The sequence below is a fragment of the Paenibacillus pedocola genome (genome assembly GCF_031599675.1).
Lineage (GTDB): Bacteria > Bacillota > Bacilli > Paenibacillales > Paenibacillaceae > Paenibacillus_AQ > Paenibacillus_AQ pedocola.
Map to the genome: position 1 here is coordinate 1,714,878 of NZ_CP134223.1, position 14,834 is coordinate 1,729,711.

Consider the following 14,834-nt stretch of genomic DNA (forward strand, 5'->3'; position numbering starts at 1 on the left):
AATCACCCCTTTGGAATGCTCCGGTAGGTGCTGGGGGATGCCCCTGTCATTTTCTTAAACAATCTGGAGAAATAATAAGGATCGCTTATCCCAATGCTTGCGGCGACCTCCTTAATAGATAAGCCTGTTAAACTTAGCAGTTGGGTTGCTTTTTGGATTTTCAGACGCAGAAAATATTCGATTGGCGGGATTCCCGTTTCTTCATTAAATAACAAAATTAAATGCTGTTTGGACAAGCCGGTATGCTTGGCCAATTCAGGGAGCCTGATGGATTCCGCCAACCGGTCAGTCATGTACCGGATGGAGGTCTCCAGATAGTGCTCTCTTTTTTTGTCTCTGGCTGTACCTACGGCGCTAATCCCGATACTGCTGATCAGCTGGCGGATCGACTGGGACACATGTGTATGGATAGGGAGTGAATAGGTTTTGTCCGACAGCAGGATATAACACTTATTGAAGACATCCTTGAACTCCGACTGTGCGAAGGCCGGGAGATGAACAGGACCATTATCCATCCCGTACATGCGGATGAATTCCGCTGCGTGGCTGCCTTGAAGATGAAACCAGTAAATACTCCAGGGTGCATGGGTAGACGCCCCGTATCTGTGAGGTGTTTCCGCGGGTATGACGGCTAGGTGATTAGGGGTCAGGGCTATGGTCTGGTTGCCGCCTGCTTCGATCCAGCCTTCCCCCTCGGAGCAAAAGATAAAGATATGTGAGCTGCTTCCCTCAGGACGTTCCCGGTAATGATGCTGAGCATGGGGGAAATAGCCTATATCGCTTACGTATAAATCACGCGTCAGCTCGGAGCGGGATAATTCCGTCTGCATATATTCAGGAAGAACGAATAATTTCTCTGCCTCAAAGCCCTCTCGCTTTCGAGTTATTTCCATGTGCTAGCCCCCTTCTTAAATAAGAATATAGTCCATTATATTAAGCGTTTTGTCAATTGGCGGATGCCTTCCGCCAAGGTAAAGTATAGATAATAAGTTTAGGGAGTGATGATGGTGAGTCAAGCAGTACGCATATGGGAAGAAGTAATCTCTATTCCTACTTATGGGACCGGGAAGCCTGACCCGAACCCGATGTTCCTGGAGAAGCGTGTGTATCAGGGAAGCTCCGGTAAAGTCTATCCGCATCCGGTCATCGATAAAATTGAAGATGAGAAGAAACTCCAGCCGTATCAGATGGTTATCCTGGAGAATGAATATATCCGCATCGAGATCATGCCTGAACTTGGCGGACGGATTTACCGGGCGCTGGACAAAACCAATAACTACGATTTCGTATATTACAACCGGGTTATTAAACCAGCGTTGGTTGGCCTTGCAGGTCCATGGATTTCTGGCGGTATTGAGTTCAACTGGCCGCAGCATCACCGTCCGAATACGTATGGTCCTTTAGAGTACAAGCTGACTGAAAATGAAGGTGGAAGCGCTACCGTTTGGGTCAGTGAAATCGACCGTATGTATGGAACCAAAGTAACAGCCGGCTTCACTCTGTACCCGGGCAAGGCTTATTTGGAAGTTTCGGCTCAGCTCTATAACCGGACAGCTGAACCGCAGACCTTCCTGTGGTGGGCAAACCCTGCAGTTGCCGTTAACGATCATACGCAATCCGTCTTTCCGCCGGATGTAACGGCTGTCTTCGACCATGGTAAACGTGACGTCTCACGGTTTCCAATTGCAACAGGTACTTATTACAAAATGGACTATTCGGCAGGCGTTGATATTTCACGTTACAAAAATATCCCTGTCCCTACCTCGTATATGGCTTATAAGTCGGATTATAACTTTATCGGCGGATATGATCATGGGGTTCAGGCAGGCCTGCTGCATGTAGCGAACCATCATGTTTCGCCCGGGAAGAAGCAATGGACTTGGGGGAATGGTGAATTCGGCCAGGCATGGGACAGGAATCTGACGGATGAAGACGGGCCTTACATTGAGCTCATGACCGGTGTCTACACCGACAATCAGCCGGATTTCACATGGCTGCAGCCCTATGAAGAGAAATCGTTCACACAATATTTCATGCCCTATAAAAATATCGGTGTCGTCAAAAATGCATCTATCGATGCTGCCGTTAATCTGGAAGTTGACGAGAAAACACGTGAAGCCACTGTATTGGCGTATGCAACTTCCAGGTTTACCGGCACTGTCATTGAACTCCGGGGTAGCCGCCGGATCTATTTACAGGAAATCACTGATCTATCGCCGGCACAGACCTTCAAGTCGGTCATTACGCTTGATGGTCAGGATCAGCCGCATGACTTGATGCTGACTGTCCGGGCTGCAAACGGTACTGTGCTTATTGCTTATCAGCCTGCGAAACCTTCTATAGAGCAAGTACCGGATGCTGCCAAGCCGCTGCCTGCTCCTGAAGAGCTGAGAACCAATGAGCAGCTCTATCTGGCCGGACTGCATCTGGAGCAATACCGCCATGCAACGTTCGAACCAGAATATTACTATCTGGAGGGTTTAAGACGCGATCCAAGCGACATCCGCCTTAATGTGGCTTATGGTACACTCTTGCTGCGCCGCGGGCTGTATGCGGAGGCAGAAGGACACTTCCGGATTGCGGTAAAGTCACTTACCTGGCGGAATCCGAATCCATATGACAGTGAAGCTCTATATCAATTAGGGGTGGTGCTTAAAGGTCAAGGCCGCTTGGAAGAAGCGTTTGCAGCTCTCTACAAATCGACTTGGTCGGCGGCCTGGCAGGATGCCGGCTTCTTCACGCTGGCGCAAATTGCTTGTGAAAAGGGGGAATTCGGAGAAGCGCTGGAGCTGGTTGACCGTTCGCTCATCCGCAATTCCCGCAACTACAAAGCTCGTCATCTGAAAGCTGTGCTTCTCCGCAAGCTGGGACAGCTGGAGGAAGCACTGCACTTCTCGGAGGAGACACTTACTCTGGATATCGCTGATTTTGGTTCAGCTAACGAACGCTACCTGATCCTTGCATTGCAAGGAGAGCAGACGAAAGCCGGCGAAGTGAAGGCTGATCTGCTGCGGCTTATGCGCGGAGATGCTCATAATTATTTGAATCTGGCTGCTGATTATGACCATTGCGGATTCGTGGAGGAAGCCATTGAAGTGATTGAACGGATCGTAGCCGGTCAGGAGTCCAAGGTATATCCGATGCTTCATTATACGCTTGGGTACCTGCATGAGAAAGCCGGGAACTTAGAGCTTGCCCGAATTCATAGAAAAGCCGGGAACGCGTCAGCTCCGGATTACTGTTTCCCGAATAGTTTATTCGATCTGCAAGTGCTGACAAGTGCCATTTCCGCGGATGCTGAGGATGATAAAGCCCATTACTATCTGGGGAATTGGCTGTACGATAAAAGAAGACATGAAGCTGCAATTACCCATTGGGAAGCATCGCGTTCTATCGGGGATGATTTCGCGACGGTCCACCGGAATCTGGCACTCGCTTATTTTAACAAAAAAGGGGACACAGCAGCGGCACTTACCTCTATGGAGAAGGCTTTTGCCTGCAAGCCGGATGATGCACGCGTATTGTATGAGCTGGATCAATTGTATAAAAAGCTTGGCTACACGGCGGAGAACCGCTCTACCCACCTGGAGCAACATCTGGATTTAGTGAATACACGCGACGATCTCTATGTGGAATACACTACGCTTTTGAATACGCAGGGTTTGTATGAGAAGGCAGTTCATGCGCTGCAAGGGCGGAAGTTCCATCCGTGGGAAGGCGGCGAAGGTAAAGTCACAGGACAGCATGTATTTGCCCATGTGGAACTAGCCAAACAGGCTTTGGCTGATGAACGCTATGAAGAGGCCGTACAATACCTGCATCAGTCACTGATGTATCCGGATCATCTGGGGGAAGGCAAATTGTCAGGCGCGCAAGAGAATAATGTTTATTATTATCTTGGACTGGCCCATAAAGGTCTAAAAGAGACTGAACGGGCTCAGGAATGCTTCAACATTGCTTCACAGGGATTGGAGAAGCCTGCCAGTGCAATGTATTACAATGACCAGCCGCCGGATATGATTTTCTATCAGGGAATGGCTTGGCTTGAGCTGGGTAACGGACAGGAGGCCAAACGCCGTTTCAATAAGCTGATCGATTACGCGGAGAAGCATCTTTTCGACGAAGTGAAATTTGATTATTTCGCTGTTTCCCTGCCGGACTTCCTGGTGTTCGAGGATGATTTGAACGTAAGGAATGAAGTTCACTGCCGGTATATGAGGGGTCTTGGACTACTGGGACTTGGCCGTAACGAAGAGGCGGGAGCCGAACTTGAATTCGTTCTGGGAATGGAACCTAATCATCAAGGGGCCATGGTGCATAGACGATTAAGCAGTAAAACGGTGATTTAGGCTGAACCCGAAAATGAAGGAGGACTTTATACCTTGTCTAATAGAGGGCGTCACGTTGTAAGTATGGACGAAGGCTGGTTGTTTCAGCCGGATGCTGCAAATTTGGGAGAAGAAGAGGAGTGGCAGGCAGCAGGCTTGCCCTCCCCAATGAAGGTTACTGTTCCGCATACATGGAATGTGCAGGAAGGTCTGGAGGAATACCGGGGTGCCGGGTGGTATGAGTACACACTTTATATTCCTGAGAATTGGTGCGGCAGCCGGATCCGAATACATTTCGATGCTGTATATCGTGATACGGTGATCTGGATTAACGGTCATCAAGCCGGTTCGCACTTCAATTCGGGTTATACTGCATTTGAAATAGACCTGACAGCAAATATCCGGTACGGCGCAGAGAACCGGATTACGGTGAAGGCGGATAATTCGCCTAGTGATGTGGCACTTCCGAAAGGAACCAGCTTTGACTGGGCGGATGACGGAGGCATCATCCGGCCCGTAAAACTCATAGTAACCGGGCAAACGGCCATTAAACACATTAAAGTCAGCCCGGAGGTTCAGTTCGGACAAGTTGACAATAGGGCTGCTGGAAAGCTGTCCGCAGACGTAATTCTGTGTGAACCATCTGCTGCTGCGACAGTGGAAATCGCCATATTTAAGGATGACCAAAGGATATGGCATGACGTGCGGTCCTTACCTCCGGAAACGTTGACCTGGCAGCTTACAGATGTTCATTTATATCCGGCAGACTTATGGTATTTTGATCATCCGCATTTGTATCAGCTTCAGCTCACCCTCCGGGAAGGAGAGCGGATTGAAGACCATGTGGCTGTGACCTTTGGGTTTCGGGAGATTCTCGTTAAAGGACATGAGCTCTGGTTAAATCGTGAGCCTGTCCGCCTGATGGGAGTAGAATGGATGCCGGGTTCCAGCCCGGTTAGCGGAATGGCTGAGAAGCAGGATGAGCTTACTGCTATGCTTGTGAGGCTGAAGGAAGCCAACTGTGTTATTACACGTTTCCACTGGCAGCAGGGCAGCGAATTACTTAACTGGTGCGACCGTAACGGAATCCTGGTGCAGGAAGAAATCCCGCATTGGCAGCAGCCTGATGAACCGGATCAGCGTACTTTCGCGTTAGCGCTATCACAGGCGAAGGAGATGATTACGGATCATTCCCATCACCCGTGTATTTTCGCCTGGGGGATGGGCAATGAGCTGAACGGGCAATCGGAGACTACCCGGCAGTACATGAAGCTGCTGAAGCAGGAGATTCAGGAGCTGGATTCCCAGCGGCTGATTAACTATGTAAGCAACACGATCCACTTTAAGCCCGGCAACGATGCTACCGGTGCTGGGGACCTGTTAATGTGGAATGACTATATCGGAACCTGGCATGGCGATTTGGATGAGCATGAAGTGATCAGGCAGATTATTGCCGATCATCCCGATAAGCCGGTTGTTGTGGCTGAATACGGGCTCTGCGAGCCGGCTTTTGATGGCGGAGACGCCAGAAGAACGGAGATCCTTTTGCAAAAAACAGAAATCTACCGCCAGCATCCCCAGTTTGCGGCATTAATCTTCTTCAGCTTAAATGATTACCGCACGCAGATGGGAGAAGACGGCGAAGGGAAATGGAAGCAGCGGATTCATGGGTCTTTGGATATCTATAACGGAGTGAAGCCTTCTTATGCTGCCTTGCGTGAGATTTCTTCACCGCTCTTGCTGGCAGAGGAGCCGGTTTGGTGTGAAGATGCGCTCAAGGTGATATTGAAATGCCGGAACGATATTCCCAGCTATGCCGCGAAGGGCTATTACCTAACAGTGTCTTCGGCAGGTGGAGAATTAGCCAGACAGGTGATTCCTGATATGCAACCGGGAGAATGCCTGACAATGAACATCACTGCAACAGCAAATTCTGTGCAGAAGCAGGTACTTACCATCTATCGTCCGAATGGGTTTAGTGTACTTGCACAGGAAATGGACTAAGGAGAGGGTAGCTTATATGAAAAACTATCGCATCGCTGTAAGCGGGGATACCAAAAATATCTTTTCAGGCCATATTAAGCTGGGTGGCGTGAATCCTGCGGGTGAGGAGATTCGTTTTACGAACTACTATATGGAAAAGAACGGAGAGCCTTTTTTCGGGATCTGCGGAGAATTCCATTTCTCCCGTTATGATGAACGCTGCTGGGAAGATGAGATTATTAAAATGAAAATGGGCGGCGTCAACATTGTCACTACCTATATTTTCTGGAACCTGCATGAGGAAGTGGAAGGTGAGTTTGAATGGGAAGGCAATAAAAACCTGCGTAAATTCATTCAGCTGTGCCATCAGCATGATCTGTATGCCATGATCCGTATTGGTCCATTCTGTCATGGGGAAATCCGTAACGGCGGCATGCCGGAGTGGATGTTCGGCCGTCCTTTTGAAGTCCGCTCGAATGATGAGGGCTATCTGGCGTATGTGCGGAGGCTGTATGCAGAGATCGGCTTACAAGTGCAAGGGTTATTGTACAAAGATGGGGGGCCGGTCATCGGCACCCAAATTGAAAATGAGCATAACCATTCTTCGGCACAGTGGGGCCTGACAACGGGCATCAACAATATGTGGCTGAATGGCGGAAGTGACGGCAATGACCATATGCTGCTGCTGAAGGAACTGGCGATCCAGGCAGGAATAGACACGCCTATCTATACATGTACAGGGTGGGGCGGTGCTACGACGCCAGTACCGGAGATGCTCCCGTTATGGGGCGGCTATGCGTATTGGCCTTGGATTTACTATGAAGAGGGCCGTTTCGATGGAATGCAAGAGCATCCGGCGACACCTGAGTATATATTCCGGGATAAACATAACAACGCTATTCCTACAAGCTACAATTTTGAGCCGTTCTACAGTCCCGAGGATTATCCTTATGCCTGCTGTGAAATGGGCGGCGGGATGGTTCAGTTCTATAAATACCGGTTTGAGTTTCCGTATAACAGCGTTCCTGCCATGTCCGTCATGAAGACGGCGGAGGGCTGCAATATGCTCGGATACTATATGTATCATGGGGGAACCAACCCGAAAGGCAAGGTTAACCTGTTCACGAACGATCTGGCGACGCCCAAGGTATCTTACGACTTCAATGCTATGATCGGGGAATTCGGGCAGGTACGGGAATCGTATAAGCGCACGAAGCTGCAGCATTATCTCTTCACAGAGTTCCAGAAGCAATTCGCCTTGACCAAGACGATTTTACCGGGCGATACCTCTGACAATGATCCTTACGAGGTGGATAACTTGCGGTATGCCGTCCGATCCCACGCGGGCTCAGGGTTCCTGTTTCTGAACAATTTTCAGGATCATGTGGAAAATCATGATTTGCGGGACATGAACGTTAGCATCGAGCTTCCCGGTGAGACGATCACCATTCCGGCTGAAGGTGAGCTAACACTTGGCCGCGAGAGCTTTGCGATTTTGCCGTATAACTTCGATCTGGCCGGTATCACGCTGAAATATGCAACAACGCAGCTCATCACGAAGCTGGTTGTAGAGGATGAAGTGTACTATTTCTTCTTTGTACCTGAAGGCATGAAGGGAACGTATGCATTAAATACAGACGATGTGGCAAGCGTTCAAGCCGATAAAGGCTGTATCAAACAGCTCGATAATATGACGATTATTGAAGCAGGGGATCAGGGGGCGAGTGTAGTGCGTCTTGTTTCCGCAGAGGGCCAAAAAATTGTGATCTATACCATGACCGGCGAACAGAGCCTCGGGTTCTGGAAGGCGGACATCCGCGGCAAGCAGCGTGTATTGTTCACGGACGCCAACCTGCTGATAGCTGGGGATGAGATCAAGCTTGAATCCACGGATCAAGAGGAAGTCATTCTGCGGGTGTTCCCTGATTTTGCCGGCTCTCTGGGTGCAGTAACGGGCGGGCAGCTGACGGAGACCTCAGAAGATGGTTTATTCACAACCTATAAGCTGCTTGCACCTAAGAAAGAGATTACCTTTACGTGTACCAAGGTCAAGGACGAACGGGCTGTTCTGGAATTTGCCCCCGGTTCATTAGACGGGCTCAAGGAAGCCTTGCTGCAGATTGATTATTCCGGGGACATCGGCTATGCCTTCATTGACGGAGACCTCATTCATGATAACTTCTGCAACAGCACGACATGGGAGATTGGCTTGAAGCGCTTTGAGGCGCGGCTGCTTGAGAAGGGAATGTATCTCTATGTGTCGCCGATCCGCAAGGGCACTGTTGTTAACAGTAATACGACGATGGCAGGGTGGAATGAGACCGCTCAAGAGCTGATTGCAGAGATTACTTCTGTTCATGCGGTTCCGGTTTACGAGATGGTTATAGGGGGCAGCCCGAATGAATGAATTAATGAAGAGTTTGCCCCGGAAATTAACGATTACGATGTGGGATTTCTCCTGGTACACAATGACTTTACCGGGGGAGCCCTATAACGATCTGGCCGCACGCTTCCAGGAGGCGGTAGACCGGGGGTATAACACCATTCGCATTTGTGCGATGCCCTACATGTTGTTCACGGAGGATGGAAAGCGGCCAGGCCGGCTGAAATTCGGCAATCTCGGGGAGGTCGGTCAACGCACGCGCTGGTACAATTGCCGCGGTGGAGCGGAGCTGGATGGTCATGCCCATTTGGTCGAGCTGTTCAGACAGGCGAAGGCACATGGCTGCTATATCATGCTGTCTTCTTGGGAATACCAGCAAAGTCCAAGCTTCCTGGCCCATCCGGAACTAAGAGACGAGCTTGCCGCCATTCCTCCCAAGGAACGCTTCATGGCGATTGCAAGGTCCATGGATCAGCTGATCCGGTTTATTAAGGCTGAAGGATACGCAAGTACGATTGTATATGCCGAGCTGCATAATGAGGTGGAATTCGGACAGCTTACCGCTGTAGGCGTTGAACAGGGGATCACAGCAACGGATACGCCAAAGCTTGTTGAAGCGATGCAGCCGTATATTGAGGAAGCGATCGATTATCTCCGGGAGCAGCATCCTGATATTCTGATGACAGCCAGCTATACCCTTAACGAAGCGTATCCGAAGTCATATGTCGCCCGTAATCTGCAGATAGCCCACTATCATCTCTATATCAAAGGCGTATTAACTGAGCTCATGGATGCTGCAGGGCTGAATGATGAGCAGATACCATTCCCTAACCCTTTTGTTCAGTCTTTATTGAGAGCGGATGCGCCTCCATTTGAAGAGTGGATGCTGCCGGAAGGCCAGGAGTGGCGGATGGAAGGAAATCCGGTCGGGATGAAGCTCATTTATTTGCATGATTGGGCGGATCCGGATCAATGGGACCTCTATTTATATGACCGTTACAGCGCCCACAAACTGGCTATGCTGCAGAAGGCCGATTTCCGTTTTGAGGAGGTTCATGACTGGGTTCGTCATTCGGGAATTCCGATCGTCATTGGTGAGGGCTATGTTGGCTACACACCGCTGCATGCCGGATTCGAGGAGGGGCCGGTCGGTAAATTTATTGCGGAATATGCGCTGCGGAAAGGAATGTCGTTAGGGTTTTGGGGCATGACCTTGTGCTCAAACTGCGCACCGCATCATCCGTTTTGGAATGACGTCGCCTGGCAGATCAAATGGAACCGGTTTATTTTGGATTCCGAGTAATCATCGATTGGCCTTGCAAAACCAGCGGTAAGCTTGGACGTAATGAAGTCCGAGCTTACCGTTACCCAGAACACCAATTATGCCGAAATGCCCGGCAATATAACATTTACGATGAAACCCTAAAGGCTTTATGCATGTATGAGGAAGCCACTCGAATTAGGCTCATGCGCTCTGGGTTGGTTTTTTGCGTATGGTGGTAAGTTCAAAAGCCTCTTTAGGAATTCCCATTTCGTGAGCCCTCTTCTTTTTAATCACCATGGCCTGTTGTAAGCTTGTGGCTTGAAATTCGATTATGGTGCCAGTCGGCTCCTCAAATGCATAGTAACTTTTTTTATTGGACATTACTTGTGCCTCCTCATCTTATTCTCGAATGATTTTGCCAAAGGGCATAAGTATATTATCTCGGCTGTTTCCCGATTCCCCGAAGCTCCGTTCAAACGAAGTGCGGCAGATAGGGCAAATCACCTTAATAGTGTGCGTCTCATCTTAAAGAACTATGCGCGAAAGCCGGCCTCATACATCAACAAACGGAATCCTGTAACATCCTTCCAGTTGAGGCTGTGTCAGTAGCGCTGAGAACAGCTTCTATACATTTATGATGCATATTCCTTTTTTGTTTTCCCTTCCCTTGCCAAAATACCGCTGAAAATAAAAGATAACAACGAACCGGCAAAGCAAATAGCCGCAAAAATGCTTACTGCATAAAAACCATTAAAAGCCGCGTAAATTAGACCTGCAATCCAAGAACCGAGCGTTGTCGCAGCGTACATGATCGAATTGGCTAAACTGGAGATCGTGCCGCGGATGGCTGGATTTAATGAATTCAGCATGCCCAATATTAATGGAAAAGCGACCCCCATGTTCATGAATACGAAAAAGTAAACACTTTCGAAAACCGAAACCGATGGCAAGTGAGGCAGAACAATGAAACATACGATTGAGACAAGAAAGCCCACAACCAGCGTATTAAAACGGTTTAAAGCTTTGATCACCTGGGCACCGCATAAGCTGCCAGCTATATTCCCGAGACCAAGAAAAAACATCATATACCCCGCTTGATCAATGGAAAGATGAAAGCGATCTGCCCCCCATTTTCCTATGAACGAAAAGGCAGCAAAGAATCCGCATTGAAATAAAAAATGAGCGAAAAAAGCCCTTCTTGCAGTTCGGCTATTCAATAGCGGGAGGTATCTGCTGAAAATCGGAGTCTTGGCCTTCGGAGCTTGATTCGGTTTCATTTCAGGCAAAACATAGAAAATGAATAACGCCACCAATAATGCACATATCCCGATTGTAAAAAAAGGATAAGACCAATGGATTGAGGCAAGCAGACTTCCAATAGGGATACCAAACGCTTGAGAGGCAGCCAAGCCTGCCATGACGATTCCTGATACTTTAGCAATTTTTTGTGCTGGGAACAGAGCAGGAATCGAGGCCCAAACTTGAGGAGCTGTGAATGCAGCACTAACTCCAGCTAAAAAGCGGAATAAGAACATCGACCAAAATCCTGTGGCTAAGCCGCAAAACATAGTCGAAATCGAGAAGCAGACCATGCCGGAAAGCATAACCTTTTTGCGGTCCCAACCATCGGAAAGCGGTCCGGCAATCAGGGCAAATAGGGCATAGCCTAGTGCATAAGATCCTACCATCCAACCCGAATATTCGGTCGGAATATGGAACAAAGATTGTAGCGTTGGGATAAGCGGAGAAATCAAAAACGTATCTGTGCCGATCACAAACATGATGAGGAAAAATAAGGTTGTTAATTTAAACATTTTATTCACCCTTCTCATATAGTTCTGTAGTTCAAATATTATTGAACTAATAAAGAAAAAAAGAATTTCCTTCTACAACGTATCCAGAAATCCAGGTAGGTATGTTTGAAATGTCTCTAATTCGATAGTCATATACTTCGCTTGAGCTTCTTTTCGTACCTTTATCAATTTCGCCTCCTTTAAAGTACGTAAGTGGTATGAAGTATTTGATTTCGAAGTATCGCGAATGTCTCCTATTTCCCCACAATTCATCTCCTTCTTGGTTACGTATAAAGCTCGTATGATGTCTAATCTGGTTTCATCGGCTAATGCTTTAAATATTTTGACTCTGAGTTCATCATGTATTATTTTTTGAGTAGTCATAAAACTATTGTACTAAGATTTTCCTACAAATCAAGTCTTTAAAAAATAACACCATCCCGATTAATAATACAACATATTGGAATTATTCGGCTCATTAGTATAACGAAAAGGCAGCCGATCATCTGGCCGGCTGCCGTAGTTCTGAAATGAACTATCAATTTAATTCATTTCATTATACCGTTCGATTGCCTTGCTTAGCAGATAATTGAAATTCTCAGGTGTACCGTCCGTAGTGTGCAGGAACTGGCCGTTCAGGTCAGAATCAGATACAGGTTCCTTTTTATTAATACGTTCAATAATTTTTGAAGCGGCCGCTTTTGCCTCAGTGGCTGCATCCACATAGTTCCCGATACTGAAGCTGTTAACCCCTTCTTTTTGAATTCGTTCCTTGTCTTTGGAGATTGTCATGAGCTCATTCAAGTCTGCGGTCATAATGTCGTATTTAGCTTTAAACTTCGTCATATCAAGCTGCAGCACATTGCCTGCGCTGATTCCCTGTTCATCCATTTCAATGGCCGTGGCCTCGGCATCTATCATGAACTTTAAGGCATTATATCTGATTTGCTGGTCTGCATCCTTAAGTTTTTGCAGTTCAGCCAGACGCTGCTCGTTACCCAATTTTTGCAGAGCCCTGAAGTATTGGGTGGCGACATTTTCGTAAGCGAGATTGGCATTTACCAGCCTGGTATGCAGCTGCTTTCCTTGTGCGAAATTATCATCCACGTAGCCTTTTGAATCATAGTAGGCTTTCATATCGTCCAGGACGGACAACAAATCCTTGATGACTGGTGTCAGTTTGGTCACTAAGGGGTCCGCGGTTGCAAAAGCAGGCTGACTTGCGGTATAGCCGTTAGCTTTATCAATAACCTCCCGCTCCGTTTCAGCAACGTCAAGCATAATGAAGCTGAAGTTCTTTTCGATTACAGGCTGTGTATCAACCCCGAGCTTTTCGAAATAATGAACCAGAACCTCATTGATTCTACCTGTCATCAAGTTATTCAGCATCACATACGCATTGTATTTCTCGATTTCTTTGCTCTCGCCGGACGTAACACCTGCAGGTGTTTGATCCATGGTGGAAGTAACGGAAGAACAAGCGGACAATAGTGTACCTAACATGATAATGGCAATAACGAATGATAGTTTTCTCAAAATAGGGATTCCTCCGACTGAGTCATTTATAGTGCTTTTATGTTGTTCAATTTTAAAGTTATTTGGTGAGTAGGTCTTGAGACTTGAGTAGCAAATTTTTGAAATAAAAGTTAGATGCAGGTTGCGGGTTTCAGCATTCGAAGATGTGGGTATATAACCTTTGTTTTTGAAATAATAAACGTACAACCAGCAAGCCATAAGTTGGAAGGTGAGGGACGTCATGAATTTTCCAGTTAACATCCTGCTCGTAGACGATCACCCGGAAAACCTGGTTGCCATTGAAGCGATTCTGAGCGGAGAACCCTATACTCTGGTTCGGGCTTATTCCGGTATGGAAGCTTTGCGGTGTTTATTGGAAGAGGAGTTTGCTGTCATTGTCATGGACGTGCAAATGCCTGAAATGGACGGGTTCGAGACAGCCGGCATCATCCGGACCCGGGAGAAAAATAAATACGTGCCAATCATCTTTATGACGGCAACCAGCAATACCATGGAACATATCTTTGCCGGTTATTCGGTCGGTGCAGTGGATTACATGACGAAACCTCTCGTTCCGCAAATTTTCAAATCCAAAATTGAGGGTTACGTCAGCATGTATGAAGCTAACAAAACCCTTCAGATCCAAAGCGAAATGTTGAAGGAACAAACGAAGCAGATGGAGAAAACGAACCAGGCGCTCAGCAAGGCCAAGGAAACGGCGGAAATTGCCTCACGTGTGAAATCCGAGTTTCTGGCCATGATGAGCCATGAAATCCGGACTCCGCTAAATGGAATTATTGGCATGTCGGATTTGCTTCTGGCCTGCGATTTACCTGAGGAATATGCGGAGATGGCGGCGATTATTCACAAGAGCGGCAATGCACTGCTCTCTGTGATCAATCACATCCTGGATTTTTCCAAAATCGAAGCGGGAAAGATCGAACTGGAGGAGGCACCGTTCTCTCTACAGCACTGCTTGAATGAAACGATTGATCTGTTTACGGCCCAAACCAGGGAACGGAACCTGGAAATGGTGTTAATGGTTGATCCCTTATTGCCATCATGGATCATAGGAGATATGAATCGTCTCCGTCAGGTGTTGAATAATCTTGTGGGCAATGCTGTGAAGTTTACACCTGAAGGCAGTGTATACATAATGGTTAACAAGCTCGCCGAGACAGCGGATTCACTTACGCTCGAATTTATTATAAAGGATACCGGAATTGGTATCCCTCCGGAGAAGATAACTGAACTGTTTCAGCCCTTCTCCCAGCTTGACGCCTCAACGACCCGTAAGTTTGGAGGCACGGGGCTTGGATTATCGATCAGTAAATCCCTGATCGAATTAATGGGAGGCACGATAAGGGTAGAACCGTCGGATGAACCCGGTGCAACTTTCATTTTTACAGTTGGTGCCAAGCCGTACTTGAACCCGGATTCCTTCACTCAGACTCCGGACGATCCGGTTCGGAAGCCTGCTAGAACGGATATTACGATCAACAGCGATACTAGGCTCTGATTCTTATCCTGACTGGTTCTTGGCAATTTTTACGGTCAAGCGATCCGGT

Annotated in this window: 10 protein-coding genes; 5 read left to right on the plus strand and 5 right to left on the minus strand. The window is 47.8% G+C overall.

The annotated features are described in order from the left end of the window. Positions 1-2: 2 nt before the first annotated feature. Positions 3-893: a helix-turn-helix domain-containing protein gene (locus tag QU597_RS07475; protein ID WP_310832059.1), complete on the minus strand. Its 891-nt coding sequence runs from the start codon at positions 891-893 to the stop codon at positions 3-5. Positions 894-1,001: 108 nt separating this feature from the next. On the opposite strand from QU597_RS07475, the gene QU597_RS07480 reads away from it, so the two are divergent. Genes QU597_RS07480 through QU597_RS07495 form a run of 4 tightly spaced genes read left to right on the plus strand, consistent with a single transcriptional unit; the run spans position 1,002 to position 9,997 of the window. After that, on the plus strand, positions 1,002-4,349 hold the full coding sequence (locus tag QU597_RS07480) for a tetratricopeptide repeat protein (RefSeq protein ID WP_310832060.1): 3,348 nt from the start codon (positions 1,002-1,004) through the stop codon (positions 4,347-4,349). Between the two features lie 33 nt (positions 4,350-4,382). After that, on the plus strand, positions 4,383-6,332 hold the full coding sequence (locus tag QU597_RS07485) for a glycoside hydrolase family 2 protein (RefSeq protein WP_310832062.1): 1,950 nt from the start codon (positions 4,383-4,385) through the stop codon (positions 6,330-6,332). A 16-nt stretch (positions 6,333-6,348) separates the two neighbouring features. Beyond that, the gene (locus QU597_RS07490; RefSeq protein ID WP_310832064.1) at positions 6,349-8,718 is read left to right on the plus strand and encodes a beta-galactosidase; all 2,370 of its coding nucleotides are present in this window, start codon (positions 6,349-6,351) and stop codon (positions 8,716-8,718) included. Beyond that, positions 8,711-9,997, plus strand: coding sequence for a cellulase-like family protein (locus QU597_RS07495; protein ID WP_310832066.1), 1,287 nt, complete (start codon positions 8,711-8,713; stop codon positions 9,995-9,997). Before QU597_RS07490 ends, QU597_RS07495 begins: the two co-directional genes overlap by 8 nt. A 162-nt stretch (positions 9,998-10,159) precedes the next feature. Here the strand turns inward: QU597_RS07495 and QU597_RS07500 are convergent, their stop codons facing one another. From QU597_RS07500 to QU597_RS07515, 4 genes are all read right to left on the minus strand, one after another. Next, complete coding sequence (locus tag QU597_RS07500; RefSeq protein ID WP_310832068.1) at positions 10,160-10,339, minus strand: hypothetical protein; 180 nt, start codon at positions 10,337-10,339, stop codon at positions 10,160-10,162. Between the two features lie 251 nt (positions 10,340-10,590). Continuing rightward, positions 10,591-11,772 carry an MFS transporter gene (locus QU597_RS07505; protein WP_310832069.1) on the minus strand — a complete coding sequence of 394 codons (1,182 nt, stop codon included), beginning with the start codon at positions 11,770-11,772 and terminating at the stop codon, positions 10,591-10,593. 72 nt (positions 11,773-11,844) lie between these two features. After that, positions 11,845-12,135, minus strand: a complete 291-nt coding sequence (locus QU597_RS07510; RefSeq protein ID WP_310832070.1) for an ArsR/SmtB family transcription factor — start codon at positions 12,133-12,135, stop codon at positions 11,845-11,847. 159 nt (positions 12,136-12,294) lie between these two features. Beyond that, the gene (locus QU597_RS07515) at positions 12,295-13,287 is read right to left on the minus strand and encodes a YiiG family protein (RefSeq protein ID WP_310832071.1); all 993 of its coding nucleotides are present in this window, start codon (positions 13,285-13,287) and stop codon (positions 12,295-12,297) included. 220 nt (positions 13,288-13,507) lie between these two features. Between QU597_RS07515 and QU597_RS07520 the strand changes: the two genes are divergently transcribed. Further along, the gene (locus QU597_RS07520; RefSeq protein WP_310832072.1) at positions 13,508-14,785 is read left to right on the plus strand and encodes an ATP-binding protein; all 1,278 of its coding nucleotides are present in this window, start codon (positions 13,508-13,510) and stop codon (positions 14,783-14,785) included. Positions 14,786-14,834: the final 49 nt, after the last annotated feature.